This is a genomic window from Streptomyces sp. PA03-6a (assembly GCF_033792765.1).
Classification (GTDB): Bacteria; Actinomycetota; Actinomycetes; order Streptomycetales; family Streptomycetaceae; genus Actinacidiphila.
The window spans coordinates 1-18449 of record NZ_JARAVK010000185.1 but is presented as its reverse complement, the minus strand read 5'-3'; the positions used below and the strand labels follow the sequence as shown (position 1 = coordinate 18449).

Sequence of the window (18449 nt, the reverse complement as noted above, 5' to 3'; positions counted from 1 at the left end):
GTGCGGTGGCGGGCAGCGCGGGGGCGGACCGGGCCGCCAGGTAGGCGGGCCCCGCCCATCCGAGCAGGGCCGTGGCGAGCAGCGGCCGGGGGTCGCGTTCGAGGACGATCAGCGTCTGAAGCGCACCGGCACAGCCCTGGCAGTGCGCGAGGTGCTGCTCCACGTCCTCGTTCTGCCGGGCGTCGTCACGGCGGGCGGCGGCGTCGAGGAGGCGGCCGAAGCCCTTGCACCGGGGGTCCTCGCTGCGCTCCAGGTACGTCCGCAGGTAGGCCTCGCGCAGCGCGTCCCGGGCCCTGGCGGTCAGGTCGGGCAGCTCCGGGGCCCGGTCGCCGGTCCAGCGGGAGACGTCGGCGTCGCCCTCCCGCTCGACGACCGCGTGCCACAGCACGCCCTGGGTGTGCTGGGGCAGCACGGCGAAGGCGCCGCAGAGCACGGAGCGTTCGGCCAGGTGGAGCCGAGGGTTGACGGGCAGGCCCGGGAGCCCGGGGACGCGCTGCTCGGCGCCGCGGATGTCGTCGATGAAGGCGGCGTACTCGTCACCGAGCCGTTCACGGCGGCTGCCGCCCGCCCACACGGCGGCGGCCTGGTGGACGAGCATCAGCAGCCGGTGCCGCCAGGGACCGCGCGGGTCGACCCCCCGGTGCACCTCCTGCCAGGCCAGCGCGAAGGCCTGCGCCGCGAGTTGGTCGGCGGCGGACTGTCCGCGGGTGCACAGCCGTGCGTAGCAGAGGACGGCCGGGAGGTGACGGCGGCGCAGTTCCTCGGTCGCCGGGTAGGCGGTCGGTGCTCCGGCCCGTACCCGCTCGGTGAGAGCGGCGTCGGACAACTCGTCATAGACGGGCTCTTGGTGCGTTTGGGACACGGCGGACCACCCGGACACGTCGATGGGTCTGGAGGGACAGGGTTGCCCATGGTGGGCCACAAGTTACTGCCGAGGAAAGTGTTTCCGCTGGTAACTCCCCTGCCCGGCAAGGGGTAAGCGCCTTCAGCCCACGCACTGCGGCCGACGGGTCACCCTGTGCCGCCGAGGTCGCGCCCGCTCAGCGGATGACGTGCGGCAGGAAACGCGCGTACGTGTCGGTGACCAGGCCCGCCGACTCGCGGATGCCGAGCCCGGCCGGCTCGTCCGCCACGACCCATGCGCCGAGCACCACGTGGTTGCCGTCGAACACGGGCAGCGGGGCCAGTTCCTGGTAGCAGCAGGGTTCGTCGGCGCGCGGCACGGCGGCTTCGCCCGCGCGGTGCACCGTGACGCCCGCGCCCTCGCGGCCGAGCAGCGGCTTGGCGACCCAGCCGGTGGTCCGGGCGAGGTCGCGGGGACCGTCGAGGTGGGCGGCGAGGAGGTTGGGGTGGTCCGGGTAGAGCTCCCACAGGACGGCCAGCAGCGCCTTGTTGGACAGCAGCATCTTCCAGGCGGGCTCGATCCAGCAGGTGGTGCCGGTGCCGCCGCCGTTGTCGAGGGTGTCCAGGACGTGGCCGCCGAACGGGTCGCCGGCCAGCCACTCCCAGGGGTAGAGCTTGAAGCAGCTGCGGATGAAGCGCATCCGGTCGTCGACGAAGCGCCCGGACAGCTCGTCCCAGCCGATCGCCTCGACGGACAGGGCGTGGGTGTCGAGTCCGGCCTGCTCGGCGGTCTCCCGCAGGTAGGCCACCGTCATCAGGTCCTCGCCGAGCTCGTCGGCCTCGGTGTGGGCGAAGTGCACCGGGCCGGGCGGCAGCAGCGGGGCCTGGCGCCGCCACGCGTCGACGAGGCGTTCGTGGAGGGAGTTCCACTGGTCGGCACCGGGGAAACGGTCCTCCATCCAGAACCACTGGGCGCTGGCCGCCTCCACCAGCGAGGTGGGGGTGTCGGCGTTGTACTCCAGCAGCTTCGCCGGGCCGGTCCCGTCGTAGCGCAGGTCGAAGCGGCCGTAGAGGGAGGGGAGTTCACTGCGCCGCCGCCAGGACTCGGCGATCCGCCCGGCCAGGTGCGGGTCGTGGACGCCGAGCTCGGCGAAGCGGTCCTCGGCCACGATGTGCTCCGCGGCGGCGAGGCACATCGCGTGCAGTTCCGCGACGGTCTCCTCCAGGGCCTCGACCTCCGGGAGCGAGAACGCGTAGTACCCGCTCTCGTCCCAGTACGGCCGCAGGGAGCCGTCGGGATGACGGGTCAGCGGGTAGACGACGCCCTGGTCCTCCACGATCCGCTGCCAGCCCGGGCGCGGCTCGACGGCGTACCGGCGCATCAGCCGCCGCCGGACCCGTGGCCCGAGCCGTGGCCGCCGAAGCCCCCGGTCTTCACCGACGACTTGTCGAAGCTGCCGCCCTTGGCCTTCCCGTTGCGGACGCTGCCGCCGTAGTAGTAGCGGCCGTGGCCGCCGTCGTCGTCGCACTCCTCGACCGGGAGCGTCCGGTACGTGTCCGGGTCCACGCAGCGCTTGTCGGGGTCGGAGCCGCACGCGGTCAGCGCGGCGGCCAGCACGCCCATGCCGCCGAGGATCACCGTGCCGGACCTGAACCGCCGTCGCTCCGTAGTCGTCATGTCCACAGCGTAGGCAGCGGGGGCCGCCGCCACGAGAGCGGGGTCGCGGGCGGCCCGCCGCGAAGAACGGGGGCGGCCGTCGGTGCCGACGGCCGCCCCCGGGGCGGAGCACGGTCGCGGGACCCGCCCGCTCGTGCCGCGTATTACTGGACGATCGTGATGCGGTTCGCCGCCGGGGCCGCCAGCGGCGCGGAGGCCGAGGAGTTGGCGGTCAGGTAGGCGTTGAGCGCGGCCAGGTCGTCCCCACCGACGAGCTCGTTGGTGCCCTTGGCCAGCTCGCCGAAGCCGTCACCGCCGCCGGACAGGAAGGAGTTCATCGCGACGCGGTAGCTGCCCGCCGGGTCGATCGGGGCGCCACCGAGACGGATCGAGTCGGTCACGACACGGGCGGCACCGGTCTTGGTGAGGTCCAGCGTGTAGGTCAGGCCGCTGGAGATCTGCAGGATCTTCGGGGCGGCCTCGTTGCTGCCGCTGACCTGCTGCTGGAGCACGGTGACCAGCTGGGCGCCGGTCAGCGTCCGCAGGTTGACCGTGTTGCTGAACGGCTGGACCGCGAAGCCCTCGGCGTAGGTGACGACGCCGTCGCCCTCGCTGCCGGTGGCCTTGTGCACCAGGTCGGTGCGGATCCCGCCGGGGTTCATCAGTGCGATCGTGGCCGAGGGGTCGAGGGTCTTGGCGTACGCGAGCTGCGCGTCGGCGATGAGGTCGCCGAGGGCGGACTCGTTGCCGGCCCGGGTGATGTCCTGCGAGATGTAGCCGACGGTGCGGCCCGCGACCGGGGCGGCCAGCGTCTGCCAGCGGCTGATCAGCGAGGTCATGTCCGCGGCCTTGGTCTGGGTGCGGTCCACGACGTGGTTGGAGCCCTCGACCGAGGCGCGCACGATGTCGTGCGTGCGCAGGTCGTACTTCATGTCGAGCTCGGTGAAGAGCCGGCCGAAGGACGCCGCGCTGGTGACCAGGCGGTCGTTGCCCTTGGGGTCGGGGATGGTGCAGACGTACGCGTTGTGGGTGTGGCCGGTGACCAGCGCGTCGACGTCCGCCGAGGTGTTCTTGGCGATGTCGACGATCGGGCCGGACAGACCGGTGCCCGCACCGCCGGCGTCGCAGTCGTAGTTGTACGCGGAGGAGGCGGGGAAGCCGCCCTCGTGCACGAGCGCGACGACGGCGTTGACGCCCTTGCGCTTGAGCTCCTTGGTGTACTTGTTGATCGTCTCGACCTCGTCGAGGAACTTCAGGCCCTTGACGCCCTCGGCGGTGACGATGTTCGGGGTGCCCTCGAGCGTGACGCCGATGAAGCCGACGCGGACGCCCTTGACGTTCTCGATGGTGTAGGGCTTGAGCAGCGGGCGTCCGGTCTTCTCGTTGACGACGTTCGCCGAGAGGATCGGGTAGTCCGCGCCCTTGAACTTGCGGCCCTTCTCGTAGCAGCCCTCGACCGGGTGGCAGCCGCCGTTCTGCAGACGGAGCAGCTCGTCCTTGCCCTCGTCGAACTCGTGGTTGCCGACGCCGGTGACGTCCAGGCCCAGCTTGTTCATGGCCTCGACAGTGGGCTCGTCGTGGAACAGGCCCGACAGCAGCGGGCTGGCGCCCACGATGTCGCCGGCGGCGACGGTGAGCGAACGCTCCTGCCCCTTGCGGGCGGTGCGCAGGCTGGAGGCCAGGTACTCGACGCCGCCGGCGTCGACGGTCTTGGTGGTGCCGTCCGCCTGGAGCTCGGTGACGCGGCCGGAGGAACCGGCCGGGGGCTCCAGGTTGCCGTGGAAGTCGTTGACGGCGAGCAGCTGGAGGTCGACGGTACGGCTGCCGTGGCCGTGACCCCCGTGGTGGGTCTCGTGGGCCTGGGCGGCCGGGCTCGCTATCGCGAGCACACCGACCGCCGCCAGGCCGGCGGTCGCGGCGGCGACGCGGCGTGCGGCACGGCGACGCGGGTGGGTCACTGACATGGGTCCCCTTGGACGTGAACGATGGATGGAGGCGGAGGACGGCCGCAGCCTATTGTCAACGCGCGTAGTTGTCAGTGGCTTTGCGGTTACGGGCAGGTTTCGACTGATCGGTACATGACGGGCAGCCGGGCATTCCGTCTCACCCACCGGAATGATCTGTCTCGCCATACAAACAAGCGACATAGTTGGATCCACCACCGACCGAGGAGGTGCACCCATGCCCCGTCGCTGGCTGATGCTCGCCCTGGGCACCGCCGCACAGACCGCCGCCTGCGCCTTCGTCTACGGAGTCCCCTATCTGGCCGCCACGTTGCGGGACACGGCGCACCTGACGCTGCCGCAGATCGGGCTGCTCATCGCCTGCCCCACCGCCGGGCTGGTCGCCGCCCTCGTCGCGTGGGGCGCCGCAGCCGACCGGTACGGCGAACGCGTCGTCATCGCCACCGGGCTGGGCGGCGCCGCCGCGCTGCTCGCCGTCGCGGCCGGCGCGGTGGGCGCCGGAGGCGGCACGACGGCGCTGGGCGCGCTGCTCGCCCTGGCGGGAGCGGCGGGTGCCTCGGTGTACTCCGCGAGCGGACGCCTCGTCATGGGCTGGTTCTCCGCCGGGGAACGCGGGCTGGCCATGGGCATCCGGCAGACCGCCACCCCGCTGGGCATGGGCGTGGCCGCACTGACCATGCCCCCGCTCGCCGCCGCGTACGGGGTGCACGGCGCCTTCGGCTTCCTGGCCGCCGTGTGCGGGGTCGTCGCCTGCCTGGTCGCACTGTTCGCCGCCGACCCGGTACGCCCGCGGACCGGTCCCGGCGCGGCGTCGGCGGCCAACCCCTACCGGGGCTCGGCGACCTTGTGGCGGATCCACGGCGCGGGCGCGCTGCTGGTCGTACCGCAGTTCACGGCGGGGGCCTTCGCCCTGGTGCTGCTGGTGGACACCCGGGGCTGGTCCCCGGTCGGGGCCGGCCGGCTGATCGCCGTCGCACAGGTGCTGGGGGCCTGCTTCCGGATCGCCGCCGGGCGCTGGTCGGACCGGGTCGGCAGCCGGCTGCGGCCGATGCGGCAACTCGCCGTCGCCACCACCGTGGTGGTCGCCGCGGCAGCCGTGACCGCGGCCTTCCCCTCCCCGGTGACCGCCGCCGCCCTCGTCCTGTCCATAGGAATCACCGCCAGCACCAACGGCCTGTCCTTCACCGCCACGGCCGAACGCGCCGGCCCGTCCTGGTCCGGCCGTGCCCTCGGCGTCCACAACACCGGCCAGAACCTGACCGCCGCCGTCGTCCCGCCGCTGAGCGCCGCCCTCATCTCGGCCACCGGCTACTGGCCCGCCCTCGCCGCCGCGGCGGCCGTGGCCTGCGGTGCGGCGGCACTGGTGCCGATGGACACCTCCCGCACCCGCACGGCCGTAAGCTCGGTCCCATGACCGACGCAGCAGCGCAGCAGACCGCCGTGGGCCCCCGCAGGATCGAGACCCTCGACGCGCTGAGCCCCGGCCGCGCCGAGGCGGTCCTGGCCCTGATCGAGGCGGCCGCGGCGGTCGACGGCCAGGCCGCGGTCTCCGAGCAGGGCCGGCTGAACCTGCGCGGCGGTGCCCGTGAGGGCGTACGCCACCTGGTGGTCGAGAGCGACGGCGTGCTCGTCGGGTACGCCCAACTGGAGGACACCGACCCGGTCGAGGCCCCCGCCGCCGAGATGGTCATCCACCCCGCGTACCGCGCGCAGGGTCACGGCCGCGCCCTCGGCCACGCACTGCTCGCCGCCTCCGGCAAACGGCTGCGCGTGTGGGCGCACGGCGGCCACCCCGCCGCCCGCCACCTGGCCGGGCTGCTCGGCCTCGCCCTCTTCCGCGAGCTGCGGCAGCTGCGCCGCCCCCTGGAGGAGGGCGCCGGCGCGCCCCCGCTGGGCGAGCCCGTGCTCCCCGCCGACGTCACCGTGCGCGCCTTCGTCCCCGGGCAGGACGACGCCGCCTGGCTGGCGGTCAACGCCGCCGCCTTCGCGCACCACCCCGAGCAGGGCAGCCTCACCCAGCGCGACCTCGACGACCGCAAGGCCGAGCCCTGGTTCGACCCGGCCGGCTTCTTCCTCGCCTTCCGCGGCGACCGGCTGGCCGGCTTCCACTGGACGAAGGTGCACGAGCGCGAGCGCCTCGGCGAGGTCTACGTCCTGGGCATCCACCCCGAGGAGCAGGGCGGCGGTCTGGGCCGGGCACTCACCCTCATCGGGCTGCGGTACCTCGTGCACGACCGCGGCCTGCCCACCGCGATGCTCTACGTCGACGCGGACAACGCCCCCGCCCTCGCCGTCTACGAACGTCTCGGCTTCACCACGCACGAGGTCGACCTGATGTACCGGACGGAGACCTGAGGCTCCCGCGGGGGGCCGATCGGGCCCCCGGCGGAGCCATCCGGGTGACCGTCCGGACACGGCCGGTACGTACGGCGATTTCCTGACCGCCACCTGCCCGTTACCGGCGATTCAAAGTCGCTTGCGAGCATCTGTGAATGCAGACGCCCGCCGCGACCCACCTCCCCCCTCTCGACCTGCCGGTATCCCGGCGCGCCGGGGACAATGGAGGCATGGTCGGTGGCCGGGTTCCGTGCGCCGCCGTCCAGGTGAACGACGTGCCGGATCCGGAGGAGGGCTCGCACCCATGGCCTCGATGAATTTCCCGACGAACGCCCGGACCGAGCGGTCCGGCTCCGGTGCTCCCACCGCGTCCGAGACCCCGGCGGAACAGCCCCCGGCGGAGCAGTCCCCGGCCTACGGCCGCCCGCACGTCGTCCCGCCCCTGCACCCCGAACTCAAGCGCCTGGACGGCCTCGCGACCGTGCCGCGGCCGGCGGAGAAGTCGGGTGAGGCCCTTGCGGCCGACGCGGCGGTGGACGAGGGCACGGACGAAGAGCTCCCGCTGAACCGTTTCCTTGACCGCGAGCAGAGCTGGCTGGCCTTCAACGAGCGCGTGCTGGAACTCGCCGAGGATCCCGGCACGCCCCTCCTCGAACGGGCCAACTTCCTCGCGATCTTCGCCAGCAACCTGGACGAGTTCTTCATGGTCCGCGTCGCCGGCCTGAAGCGCCGCATCACCACCGGCGTGGCCCAGCGCTCGGCCTCCGGCCTGTCGCCCACCAAGGTGCTGGAGAACATCCTCACCCGCGCCCGCGAGCTCATGGCCCGGCACGCCGCCTGCTTCCAGAACGACGTGGCCCCGGCGCTCGCCGAGGAGGACATCCACATCATCCGGTGGAGCGACCTCACCGAGAAGGAGCAGGCCCGGCTCTTCACGCTCTTCCGCAACAAGATCTTCCCGGTCCTCACCCCGCTGGCCGTCGACCCGGCGCACCCGTTCCCGTACATCTCCGGCCTGTCCCTGAACCTGGCCGTCACCGTGCGCAACCCGGTCTCCGGTCACGACCACTTCGCCCGTGTGAAGGTCCCGCCGATCCTGTCCCGGTTCCTCGAAGCCGGCCCGCAGCGCTTCGTCCCGCTGGAGGACGTCATCGCCGCGCACCTGGAGGAGCTGTTCCCCGGCATGGAGGTGCTGGACAGCCACATGTTCCGGGTGACCCGGAACGAGGACCTGGAGGTGGAGGAGGACGACACGGAGAACCTGCTCCAGGCCCTGGAGAAGGAGCTGCTGCGGCGCCGCTTCGGTCCCCCGGTCCGCCTGGAGGTCGAGGAGTCGATCTCCCCGCAGGCCCTGGACACCCTGGTCCAGGAGCTGAACATAGAGGACGCCGAGGTCTACCCGCTGCCCGGACCGCTCGACCTGACCGGGCTGTTCGCGATCGCCGCGCAGGACCGTCCGGAGCTGAGGTTCCCGAAGTTCGTCGGCGGCACCCACCCGGACCTGGCCGAGGTCGAGTCCGCGCACGCCACCGACGTCTTCGCCGCGCTGCGCGAGCGCGACGTGCTGCTGCACCACCCGTACAACTCCTTCTCCACCTCCGTGCAGCGCTTCCTGGAGCAGGCCGCACAGGACCCGGACGTCCTGGCCATCAAGCAGACGCTGTACCGCACCTCCGGCGACTCGCCGATCGTGGACGCCCTGATCGACGCCGCCGAGGCCGGCAAGCAGGTGCTGGTGCTGGTCGAGATCAAGGCGCGCTTCGACGAGCAGGCCAACATCAAGTGGGCCCGCAAGCTGGAGGAGGCCGGCTGCCACGTCGTCTACGGCCTGGTCGGGCTGAAGACGCACTGCAAGCTGTCGCTCGTGGTCCGCCAGGAGGGCGACACGCTGCGCCGCTACAGCCACGTCGGCACCGGCAACTACCACCCGAAGACCGCCCGGCTCTACGAGGACCTCGGGCTGCTGACCGCCGACGCGCAGGTCGGCGCCGACCTGTCCCACCTGTTCAACCGGCTCTCCGGCTACTCGCGCCGCGAGACCTACAACCGCCTGCTGGTGGCCCCGCGCAGCCTGCGCGACGGGCTGGTCTCGCGGATCCTCGCGGAGATCGCCCACCATCGCGAGGGCCGGCCCGCGTACATCCGGATCAAGGCCAACTCGATGGTCGACGAGGCGATCATCGACGCCCTCTACCGGGCCTCCATGGCCGGCGTGCCCGTCGACGTCTGGGTGCGCGGCATCTGCGCGCTGCGCCCGGGGGTGCCGGGGCTGTCGGAGAACATCCGGGTGCGCAGCGTGCTCGGCCGCTTCCTGGAGCACTCCCGGGTCTTCGTCTTCGGCAACGGAGGGGACCCCGAGGTGTGGCTCGGCAGCGCCGACATGATGCACCGCAACCTCGACCGCCGGATCGAGGCGCTGGTCCGGGTCGCCGACCCGGCGCACCGCGCCTCCCTGAACCGATTCCTGGAGACCGGAACCTCGGACTCCACCTCGTCCTGGTGGCTCGGCCCGGACGGGGACTGGACCCGGCACAGCACCGACGCCGAAGGGCGTCCGCTGCCCCACATCCAGGAGATGCTCATCGATGCGCGGAGGCGCCGGCGTGGCCCAGCGACACCCTGACACGGCAGCGACGCCCGCCGGCCTGACCGCCGGCGGGCTCCCCGACCGTGAGGCCGGTGCGGTCCTCGGACAGTACCTGCGGGAGGAGGCCACGGCCTTCCTGCGCGCACTGGCACCACGTGAGGGCGAACCCGGCCGGCCTCAGGACGACACCGCCGAGAGCGGCCGCCAGATGCGCCGCTCGGCCCGCCGCATCGCCGGCACCCTGCACACCTTCGGGTCGCTCACCGACCCGGGCTGGGCCGACCCCCTGCGGGCCGAGCTCGGCTGGCTCACCGACACCCTCGGCCGCGAGCACCGCTACGCCGCCCGGCTCAGCCGGCTGATCGGCGCACTGCAGCGGCTGGCCTCCGCGGAGGACACCGGGGGCATCCCCGCCGCTCCCGCCGACGACGACCTCGGCCTGTGGCTGCCGGTGCCCACCGTGCCGGACCTGGCGGCGGCAGCGTCCGAACCGCCCCGCGAGCGCCTGGGCGGCGTCGCGGAGACCCCGCGCGGCACGACGGCCGCGCCCCAGGCGCCCGCCGAGGTCCCGGAACCGCTGACCGCGGTGGCCCACGCCGCCGGGACCCGTCGCTCCCCCGCTCCGCCGCAGGCCGCCGAACGCGGCGGCGCCGCGAGCGGCCCGCTCGCCGTGGGCGCCGCCCGGGCCGGTGCCCTGCTGGAACGTCAGCTCACCCTCGCCCGGACCCGGGCCCATTCCGCCGCCCTGCAGGCCATGGGCTCCTCGCGGTTCCACGCGGTGGTGGACGCGGTGGCGGTGCTCGCCTCCGAGGTGCCGCTGTCCCCCACGGCGCGCAAACCCGCCGCCACCGTGCTGCCGCTGCTGGCGGAGCAGGCCCACACCCGGCTCACCGAGGCCGCGGCCGCACTGCCGCTGACGCGCGCACGGCACCCGTACAACGGCGAGACGCTCCACGCCGCGCTCGCCGGCGAACTGCCCGCGGAACGCCAGGACGCCGCGTGGAACCGGGTCCGCGTCCTGCTGCGCCTGCGCCGCTACGCCCAGGAGGTGCTGGCCTGCGACGACGGGGACTCCGCCGCCCGGCTGGCCGCCGCGGCGCGGGTGCTGGAGCAGCACCGCGAGGCCTCGGAGGCCGCGACCGCCGTCACCGCCGCCGCCCGCACCCCGCGGATCGCCCCCGCCACCGCCTACGCGCTGGGCGTGCTCCACGCCGACCAGCGCCTGGAGGTGGAGGCGGCCCGGTACGCCTTCGCCCACCTGTGGTCGCGCTGACGGTCGCGCCGACCGTCCGGCCCGCCCGCGGGAGCGGCCCCTGACCCGCAGCCCGGAAAGGAGCACCGCCATCGCCTCCACCGGAACCGCCGACACCCCGATCCTCGCCGCCGGAGCGGTGCTGTGGCGCCGCTCCCCGTTCGACGAGGGCCTGGAGATCGCGCTGATCCACCGCCCCAAGTACGACGACTGGTCGCTTCCCAAGGGGAAGTTGAAACGCGGGGAGACGGCGCTGGACGGCGCGCTCCGCGAGGTCAAGGAGGAGACCGGGCTCGACTGCGTGCCCGGGCGGGTGCTCCCCTCCTCCACGTACGTCGTGGAGGGGCGCACGAAGATCGTGCGTTACTGGGCTGCCGAGGCGCGCGAGGGTTCCTTCGCCCCGAACCACGAGGTCGACCGCATGCTCTGGCTGCCGCCGGCGGCCGCGCGCAACCGGCTCACCCATGCGCGGGACCGCGCCGTGCTCGACGCGTTCCTGCGCGGAACGCGCCTGTGACGGTGGCACGCTGAGACGTACGCCACTCGGTGTGGGCTACAGCACCGCACTGATATGCGAGGTTCACCTTGCGTTCACCCTCGGCCGTCGACCACTTCACCTGATCTGCCTAATTTCGGCCTTACCGGTGAGCGAGCAGCCGCCGGGTGGATGCAGAAATCCATACCTCTGCTTCGCCGTCCACCGGCGGGCTTCAGGAAGGAATCACCAAAGGTGAAGCTTCAGCGTAAGAGCGGGCTCCGCGCCCTGGCCGTCGGCGCGGTCGCGGTCTCCGGTGCCCTCATGCTCACTGCGTGCGGTTCGGACGACAACACGGACGCGGGCAGCGACAGCAGCAAGGCGCCCACGTCGTCCAGCAGCATCAAGTGCGCTGACAAGGGCGGCCAGCTCCTCGCTTCCGGCTCCTCGGCGCAGCAGAACGCCATGGACGCCTGGGTCAAGAACTACCAGCAGGCCTGCACCGACGCCCAGATCAACTACAAGGCGTCGTCCTCCGGTGAGGGCATCATCGACTTCAACAACGGCACGGACGGCTTCGCCGGCTCCGACTCGCCGCTGAAGCCCGAAGAGGTCGAGGCGTCCAAGAAGGTCTGCACCGACGGCACCGGCATCAGCATCCCGATGGTCGGCGGCCCCATCGCCATCGGTTACAACGTCTCCGGCGTGGACAACCTGGTCCTGGACGCCCCGACCCTGGCCAAGATCTTCGACTCGAAGATCACCACCTGGGACGACGCGGCGATCAAGAAGCTGAACCCGGACGCCAAGCTCCCCAGCTCCAAGATCCAGACCTTCCACCGCCAGGACGAGTCCGGCACCACGGACAACCTCACCAAGTACTTCAACGGTGCCGCCAAGGACGCGTGGCCGTACGAGCACGCCAAGGCGTGGGCGGGCAAGGGCGGCCAGTCCGCCGCCAAGTCCGCCGGTGTCGCGGCCCAGGTCAAGCAGGTCAACGGCTCGATCGGTTACTTCGAGCTCTCCTATGCGACCGCCAACAGCATCAAGACGGTGAAGGTCGACACCGGCGCCTCCGCCCCGGTCGAGGCCACCGCCGACAACGCCTCCGCCGGCATCGCGCAGGCGAAGGTCGTGGGCACCGGTGCCGACCTGTCCCTGGACATGTCCGCCGCCTACACCACCAAGGCCGACAACGCCTACCCGATCGTCCTGGTGACCTACGAGGTCGCCTGCGACAAGGGCAACAAGGCCGAGACCCTGCCGCTGGTGAAGTCCTTCCTGGGCTACACCGCCTCCGAGGAGGGCCAGTCGATCCTGTCCGAGGCCGGCTACGCGCCGCTCCCGGCCGAGATCGCCACGAAGGTCCGCTCCACCGTGGACGCCCTGTCCTAACCCAGTCGACCGGCCCCGCGACACACGTCGCGGGGCCGGTCGCACTTCCGGTGCACCGCCGCCGGGGGAGTGATCCCCCACCCAGACCGGAGAGAAAACCGATGGCTATAACTACACAGAACCCCACCCCGCCAACGGCCGCGAAGCACGCCGGGGCGAACGTCACACGCGCCGGCGACAAGATCTTCTCGGGCCTCTCCCGTGGTTCGGGCATCCTGCTGCTGGTGATCATGGCGTCGATCGCGATCTTCCTGACGATCCGCGCGATCAACGCGATCTCCAAGGACCACGGCAACTTCCTGACCACCTTCGAGTGGAACGCCAACGCCAACCCGCCGGTCTTCGGCATCGCGGTGCTGGCCTACGGCACGATCGTCAGCTCGATCATCGCGATGGCCATCGCGGTCCCGATCGCGGTCGGCATCGCGCTGTTCATCTCGCACTACGCGCCGCGCCGCCTCGCCTCCCCGCTGTCGTACATCGTCGACCTGCTCGCCGCCGTGCCCAGCATCATCTACGGCCTGTGGGGCGCGCTGTTCCTGGTCCCGCACCTGACCGGCCTCAACATGTGGCTGGACGAGTACCTCGGCTGGACCGTCGTCTTCGAGAAGGAAGACCCGCAGGGCGCGGCCCGCTCGATCTTCACCGTCGGCATACTGCTGGCGATCATGATCCTCCCGATCATCACCAACGTCAGCCGCGAGGTCTTCCGGCAGGTGCCGCGGATGCACGAGGAGGCCGCCCTGGCCCTCGGCGCGACCCGCTGGGAGACCATCCGCATGTCGGTGCTCCCCTTCGCCCGGTCCGGCATCATCAGCGCCTCGATGCTCGGCCTCGGCCGCGCGCTCGGCGAGACGATGGCCGTCGCCACGGTGCTGTCCGCCGCGCCCATCCTGTCGGTGCACGTCCTGGACCCGGTCGGCGGGACCTTCTCCCAGAACATCGTCGCCAAGTTCGGCGAGGCCAACGAGTTCGGCCGTGACGCGCTGATCGCCTCCGGTCTGGTGCTCTTCGTCATCACCCTGCTCGTCAACGGCGCCGCCCGCGCGATCATCGCCAAGCGCAAGGAATACTCGGGGGCCAACGCATGAGCCACGCAGTAGCAGACAAGCGTTCCGCGCCCGCGGTGCCGCAGCGGGCCCTGGCCCAGCGCCGGCTCCCGAAGTGGGCCCCCGCGGGCATCGCGGCCGGTGCGCTCGTGCTCGCCGTCGGCATCGGCCTCGGTGCCGGCCTGGACAGCAAGCTCCAGTGGGGCCTGATCGCCGTCCTGCTGTTCGTGCTCGGCACCTACGCGATCGCCACGGCGGTCGAGGGTCGCCGCCAGGCCAAGGACCGGGTCGCCACCAGCGTCATCTGGGCGTCCTTCATCCTCGCCGCGCTCCCGCTGTACTCGCTGATCCAGACCACGGTCAGCAAGGGCGTCAAGATCCTCGACGGCGCCTTCCTGTCGCACTCCATGAACGGCGTGCTGACCATCGGCGAGGGCGGCGGTGTCTACCACGCCATCATCGGCACCCTGGAACAGGTCGGCATCGCCACCGCCATCGCGGCTCCGATCGGCATGCTGACCGCCGTCTACCTGGTCGAGTACGGAAAGGGCCGGCTCGCCCTGGCGGTGACCTTCTTCGTCGACGTCATGACGGGCATCCCGTCGATCGTCGCCGGTCTGTTCATCCTGTCGACCTGGAACCTGCTGCTGGGCTTCGGCCCCTCGGGCTTCGCCGGCGCCATGGCCCTGGCCATCCTGATGATGCCGGTGGTCGTCCGCTCCACCGAGGAGATGCTCAAGCTCGTCCCGAACGAGCTGCGCGAGGCCTCGCTGGCGCTCGGTGTCCCCAAGTGGCGCACCATCGTGAAGGTGGTCATCCCGACCGCGATCGGCGGCATCACCACGGGCGTCATGCTCGCGGTCGCCCGCATCGCCGGCGAGAGCGCCCCCATCGCGCTGTTGGTCTTCGGCAACAACCTGATCAACAACGACCCGTTCAACGGCCCCCAGGCCTCGCTGCCGTTCTACATCTTCCAGCAGTACCAGAACGGCAACGACGCGAGCTATGACCGGGCGTGGGCGGCGGCACTCGTGCTGATCGCCTTCGTCATGATCCTCAACCTGATGGCGCGCGGCATCGCGCGCTGGAAGGCCCCGAAGACCGGTCGCTGACGCGGCCAACATCAGCGACCCAAGGATTGCGAGCATCACCACCATGGCCAAGCGAATCGACGTCAGCGGACTCTCCGCGTACTACGGCGGCTTCAGGGCGATCGACGACATCTCGATGAACATCGAGCCGCGCACGGTGACGGCCTTCATCGGCCCGTCCGGCTGCGGCAAGTCCACCTTCCTGCGCACCCTCAACCGCATGCACGAGGTCACCCCCGGCGGCCGCGTCGAGGGCAAGGTGCTCCTGGACGACGAGAACCTCTACGGCCCCGGCGTGGACCCGGTCTCCGTGCGCCGCACGGTCGGCATGGTCTTCCAGCGCCCCAACCCGTTCCCGACGATGTCGGTCTACGACAACGTCGCGGCCGGCCTGAAGCTCAACGGCGTCAAGAAGAAGAGCGACCTCGACACGATCGTCGAGAAGTCGCTGCGCGGGGCCAACCTCTGGAACGAGGTCAAGGACCGCCTCAACAAGCCCGGCTCGGGCCTGTCCGGCGGTCAGCAGCAGCGTCTGTGCATCGCCCGCGCCATCGCGGTCGAGCCCCAGGTCCTGCTCATGGACGAGCCCTGCTCCGCGCTCGACCCGATCTCCACCCTCGCCATCGAGGACCTGATCGGTGAGCTCAAGGAGCGTTTCACCATCGTCATCGTGACCCACAACATGCAGCAGGCCGCGCGCGTCTCCGACCGCACCGCCTTCTTCAACCTGTCGGCGGTGGGCCAGCCCGGCAAGCTGATCGAGATCGACGAGACCGAGCGCATCTTCTCCAACCCGTCCGTCCAGGCGACCGAGGACTACATCTCCGGCCGCTTCGGCTGATCCGTCCCGCAGCCGGCCACAGCCGTCCTGCGGTGCTGCATGGCGGTGCCACCGCAAGGCGAAGGGCCCGCCCCCCGTTCGGGGGGCGGGCCCATTTGCTTCGTACCCGGGGGCGGGTCGTCCCCGGCTCAGCCGAAGGCCACGTGCACCACGGCGTAGACCAGCGCGGCCACCAGCGCCGCGGCCGGCATGGTGATGAACCAGCCGGTCACGATGTTCTTCGCGACGCCCCAGCGGACCGCGTTGACCCGCTTCGTCGCGCCGACGCCCATGATGGCCGAGGTGATGATGTGCGTCGTGGAGATCGGCGCCTTGAAGATGTAGGCGGTCGTGTAGAGGATCGACGCCGCCGTGGTCTCGGCGGCGAAGCCCTGCGGCGGGTCCAGCTCGATGATCTTGCGGCCGAGGGTGCGCATGATGCGCCAGCCGCCGGCGTACGTACCGAGCGAGAGCATCGCCGCGCAGGCGAACTTCACCCACAGCGGGATCCCGTCGCCCTCCTCCTGGACGTCGGCGATGGTCAGCGCGAGCACGACGACACCCATCGTCTTCTGCGCGTCCTGCAGGCCGTGGCCGAGCGCCATGCCCGCGGCCGAGACGGTCTGCGCGATGCGGAAGCCGCGCTTGGCCTTGTGGGGGTTGGCCTTGCGGAAGATCCACAGGATGGCCAGCATCACCAGGTAGCCGACGACCAGCCCGACGACCGGCGACAGGAACATCGGCAGGATGACCTTGTCCACCACCCCGGACCAGATGACCCCCGTGCCGCCGGCCAGCGCCGCCCCCACCAGGCCGCCGAAGAGCGCGTGGCTGCTGGAGGAGGGCAGCCCGTAGTACCAGGTGATCAGGTTCCAGACGATCGCCCCGACCAGCCCGGAGAAGAGGATCGCCATGCCGGTCTGCCCGTGCGGCGTCTCGATCAGGCCCTCGCTGACGGTGTGGGCGATCCCGGTGCCGAGGAAGGCGCCGGCGAGGTTCATCACCGCGGCCATCGCCAGCGCGGCCCGCGGGGTCAGCGCCCGGGTGGACACGGAGGTGGCGATGGCGTTCGCGGAGTCGTGGAAGCCGTTGGTGTACGTGAAGAAGAGCGCGACGCCGATGGTCACGACCAGAGAGAACGTCTCCACCGGGGTCAGGACTCCTTGACCGCGATGGTCTCCACGGTGTTGGCCACGTGTTCGAAGGCGTCCGCCGCCTCCTCCAGCACGTCCACGATCTGCTTGAGCTTGAGCACCTCGATGGCGTCGTACTTGCCGTTGAAGAGGTGGGCCAGCAGCTTGCGGTGGATCTGGTCCGCCTGGTTCTCCAGCCGGTTGACCTCGATCCAGTACTCGGTGAGGTTGTCCATGGTCCGCAGGTGCGGCATCGCCTCGGCGGTCAGCTCGGCCGCCCTGGCCAGCACCTCGATCTGCTGCTCGACCCCACGGGGCAGTTCCTCGACCTGGTAGAGCACCACCAGGTCGACGGCCTCCTCCATGAAGTCCATGATGTCGTCGAGGGACGACGCCAGGGAGTAGATGTCCTCCCGGTCGAAGGGCGTGATGAAGGAGGAGTTCAGCTGGTGGAAGATCGCGTGCGTGGCATCGTCCCCCGCGTGCTCCGCGGCACGCATCCGTTCCGCGATCTCCGAGCGGGTGGCCGAATCGGCCCCGAGCAGTTCCATGAGGAGCTTCGACCCTGTGACGATGTTGTCCGCGGATGCGGCGAACATGTCGTAGAAGCTCGTCTCCCTGGGGGTCAGACGAAAGCGCACGTGAAGTCCTCGGAATACATCGGTTTCGGTCGCATTGATGCTAGGCGCATCATCCGGCAACAGCTAACCGGCGTCCTACAGTGTCGCTCATCACCGCGGGTGCGCCCTAGCTGGGGTTCTGCGCGCACCCTCGCACATTGGGGCGAATTCGGTACGATATACCCTGCCGGGGTATAGGGGGCAGGAGGGACATCATGACGGTCATCGAGACCGGTGGCGCCGAGGAACAGGCGCAGTCGCCGGCGGACGACGCCGGGGACGCTCCGGAGCACGGGGACGGGCACGGGCACCAGCACGGCTACGCCAAACAGAAGGACCAGCACCTCAAGCGGCTGCGCCGCATCGAGGGGCAGGTCCGCGGTCTGCAGCGGATGGTCGAGCAGGACGTGTACTGCATCGACATCCTCACCCAGGTGTCGGCCGGTACGAAGGCTCTGCAGTCCTTCGCCCTCCAGTTGCTGGAGGAGCACTTGCGGCACTGCGTCGCGGACGCCGCGGCGAAGGGCGGACCGGAGGCCGACGACAAGGTGGCCGAGGCCACCGCCGCCATAGCCCGGCTGCTCCGGAGCTAGCGACCGGCCCCTGCCGACCACCGGGTCCCCTGCGCGGGCACGCGGGGGCTCACGTTCAGCACCTCGTCGATGCGCTCGGAACTCAGCCGTTCCTCGGTCGTCGCCGACGCCGCGATCATCAGCTCGCAGCACAGCTCGATCTCCGCGAGGGCCACGTGGACCTGGTCGTCCTGGTCCAGGAGCCACACCGCCACGTGCACCACCTCCTCCCCGCCCAGCGTAGGGACTGGTGCACGGTCCGTGCATGACACGGACGGGCCATTTCGGCAAGCCCTCAGGGGCCGGTCGCAGAAACGATCTTCCCCGTGTAGATGTCGGTCTCCCGGGGCAGCGTGATCCGCACCGGCGCCCCGAATCCGTACATCCCGGTCGTCGAGACCACCGTGACCTGCGCCGGCGCGCTCCGCACGCCCGCGCCCCCGCCGTTGCTGAAGGTGAAGCGCTGCCGCACCTTGCGCAGCCGGCCGTCCTCGTCGATCCAGGCGTCGAACGGGACCCGGGTCACGGTGAAGCCCTCCGCCGCCGCCGCGAGCTCCGCCCGCACCAGCGGGGAGGCGACGCGTGCGGCGTCCGCGATGTCCGTGACCCCCTGGTAGTGGCGCACCCGCACCCCGCCCAGGGTCCCCGTCCCGG

16 protein-coding genes and 2 pseudogenes are annotated in these 18449 nt (G+C 71.3%); 10 read left to right on the top strand and 8 right to left on the bottom strand.

Annotated features, from left to right (window positions below):
* The 4 genes and pseudogenes from PV350_RS33285 to PV350_RS33270 form a co-directional block, all read right to left on the bottom strand.
* A pseudogene (locus tag PV350_RS33285) lies at positions 1 to 862 on the bottom strand (ricin-type beta-trefoil lectin domain protein); the annotation flags it as partial.
* A 178-nt stretch (positions 863 to 1040) separates the two neighbouring features.
* Positions 1041 to 2225: a glutathionylspermidine synthase family protein gene (locus PV350_RS33280; protein WP_500337384.1), complete on the bottom strand. Its 1185-nt coding sequence runs from the start codon at positions 2223 to 2225 to the stop codon at positions 1041 to 1043.
* The gene (locus PV350_RS33275) at positions 2225 to 2521 is read right to left on the bottom strand and encodes a hypothetical protein (protein ID WP_499513114.1); all 297 of its coding nucleotides are present in this window, start codon (positions 2519 to 2521) and stop codon (positions 2225 to 2227) included. Before PV350_RS33275 ends, PV350_RS33280 begins: the two co-directional genes overlap by 1 nt.
* Positions 2522 to 2664: 143 nt before the next feature.
* The gene (locus tag PV350_RS33270) at positions 2665 to 4464 is read right to left on the bottom strand and encodes a bifunctional metallophosphatase/5'-nucleotidase (protein ID WP_500337383.1); all 1800 of its coding nucleotides are present in this window, start codon (positions 4462 to 4464) and stop codon (positions 2665 to 2667) included.
* A gap of 217 nt (positions 4465 to 4681) precedes the next feature.
* Here PV350_RS33270 and PV350_RS33265 point away from each other — a divergent pair, with 217 nt between their 5' ends.
* The 9 genes from PV350_RS33265 (at position 4682) to pstB (ending at position 15491) form a co-directional block, all read left to right on the top strand.
* Complete coding sequence (locus PV350_RS33265; protein WP_500337382.1) at positions 4682 to 5878, top strand: MFS transporter; 1197 nt, start codon at positions 4682 to 4684, stop codon at positions 5876 to 5878.
* Entirely contained in the window at positions 5875 to 6819 is a 945-nt protein-coding gene (mshD, locus tag PV350_RS33260) for a mycothiol synthase (RefSeq protein ID WP_499513111.1), read from the top strand. The genes PV350_RS33265 and mshD overlap by 4 nt, the downstream gene beginning before the upstream one ends.
* 286 nt (positions 6820 to 7105) lie before the next feature.
* Positions 7106 to 9424, top strand: a complete 2319-nt coding sequence (locus PV350_RS33255) for an RNA degradosome polyphosphate kinase (protein WP_499513110.1) — start codon at positions 7106 to 7108, stop codon at positions 9422 to 9424.
* Positions 9387 to 10661 carry a CHAD domain-containing protein gene (locus PV350_RS33250; RefSeq protein ID WP_500337381.1) on the top strand — a complete coding sequence of 425 codons (1275 nt, stop codon included), beginning with the start codon at positions 9387 to 9389 and terminating at the stop codon, positions 10659 to 10661. The genes PV350_RS33255 and PV350_RS33250 overlap by 38 nt, the downstream gene beginning before the upstream one ends.
* A 118-nt stretch (positions 10662 to 10779) precedes the next feature.
* On the top strand, positions 10780 to 11157 hold the full coding sequence (locus PV350_RS33245) for an NUDIX hydrolase (protein ID WP_499513108.1): 378 nt from the start codon (positions 10780 to 10782) through the stop codon (positions 11155 to 11157).
* A gap of 213 nt (positions 11158 to 11370) precedes the next feature.
* Positions 11371 to 12510: a phosphate ABC transporter substrate-binding protein PstS gene (gene pstS, locus PV350_RS33240; protein WP_499513107.1), complete on the top strand. Its 1140-nt coding sequence runs from the start codon at positions 11371 to 11373 to the stop codon at positions 12508 to 12510.
* Between the two features lie 101 nt (positions 12511 to 12611).
* Positions 12612 to 13601, top strand: a complete 990-nt coding sequence (gene pstC, locus PV350_RS33235) for a phosphate ABC transporter permease subunit PstC (protein WP_499513106.1) — start codon at positions 12612 to 12614, stop codon at positions 13599 to 13601.
* Positions 13598 to 14671: a phosphate ABC transporter permease PstA gene (gene pstA / locus PV350_RS33230; RefSeq protein ID WP_499513105.1), complete on the top strand. Its 1074-nt coding sequence runs from the start codon at positions 13598 to 13600 to the stop codon at positions 14669 to 14671. Before pstC ends, pstA begins: the two co-directional genes overlap by 4 nt.
* Positions 14672 to 14714: 43 nt before the next feature.
* Positions 14715 to 15491 carry a phosphate ABC transporter ATP-binding protein PstB gene (gene pstB / locus PV350_RS33225; RefSeq protein ID WP_499513104.1) on the top strand — a complete coding sequence of 259 codons (777 nt, stop codon included), beginning with the start codon at positions 14715 to 14717 and terminating at the stop codon, positions 15489 to 15491.
* 128 nt (positions 15492 to 15619) lie between these two features.
* Here the strand turns inward: pstB and PV350_RS33220 are convergent, their stop codons facing one another.
* A complete protein-coding gene (locus tag PV350_RS33220; RefSeq protein ID WP_499513103.1) occupies positions 15620 to 16618 on the bottom strand; it encodes an inorganic phosphate transporter in 999 nt (332 codons plus the stop codon).
* 5 nt (positions 16619 to 16623) lie between these two features.
* A complete protein-coding gene (locus tag PV350_RS33215) occupies positions 16624 to 17244 on the bottom strand; it encodes a DUF47 domain-containing protein (RefSeq protein WP_026251102.1) in 621 nt (206 codons plus the stop codon).
* 194 nt (positions 17245 to 17438) lie between these two features.
* Between PV350_RS33215 and PV350_RS33210 the strand changes: the two genes are divergently transcribed.
* Complete coding sequence (locus PV350_RS33210; protein WP_500337380.1) at positions 17439 to 17816, top strand: metal-sensitive transcriptional regulator; 378 nt, start codon at positions 17439 to 17441, stop codon at positions 17814 to 17816.
* Here the strand turns inward: PV350_RS33210 and PV350_RS33205 are convergent.
* Together PV350_RS33205 and PV350_RS33200 are read right to left on the bottom strand one after the other, a co-directional pair.
* Positions 17813 to 18019 (bottom strand): hypothetical protein, encoded by a 207-nt coding sequence (locus tag PV350_RS33205; protein WP_499513101.1) that lies wholly within the window; start codon positions 18017 to 18019, stop codon positions 17813 to 17815. The two genes, PV350_RS33210 and PV350_RS33205, sit on opposite strands and share 4 nt — an antisense overlap.
* Positions 18020 to 18090: 71 nt before the next feature.
* Positions 18091 to 18449 (bottom strand): annotated as a pseudogene (locus PV350_RS33200) (hypothetical protein); the annotation flags it as partial.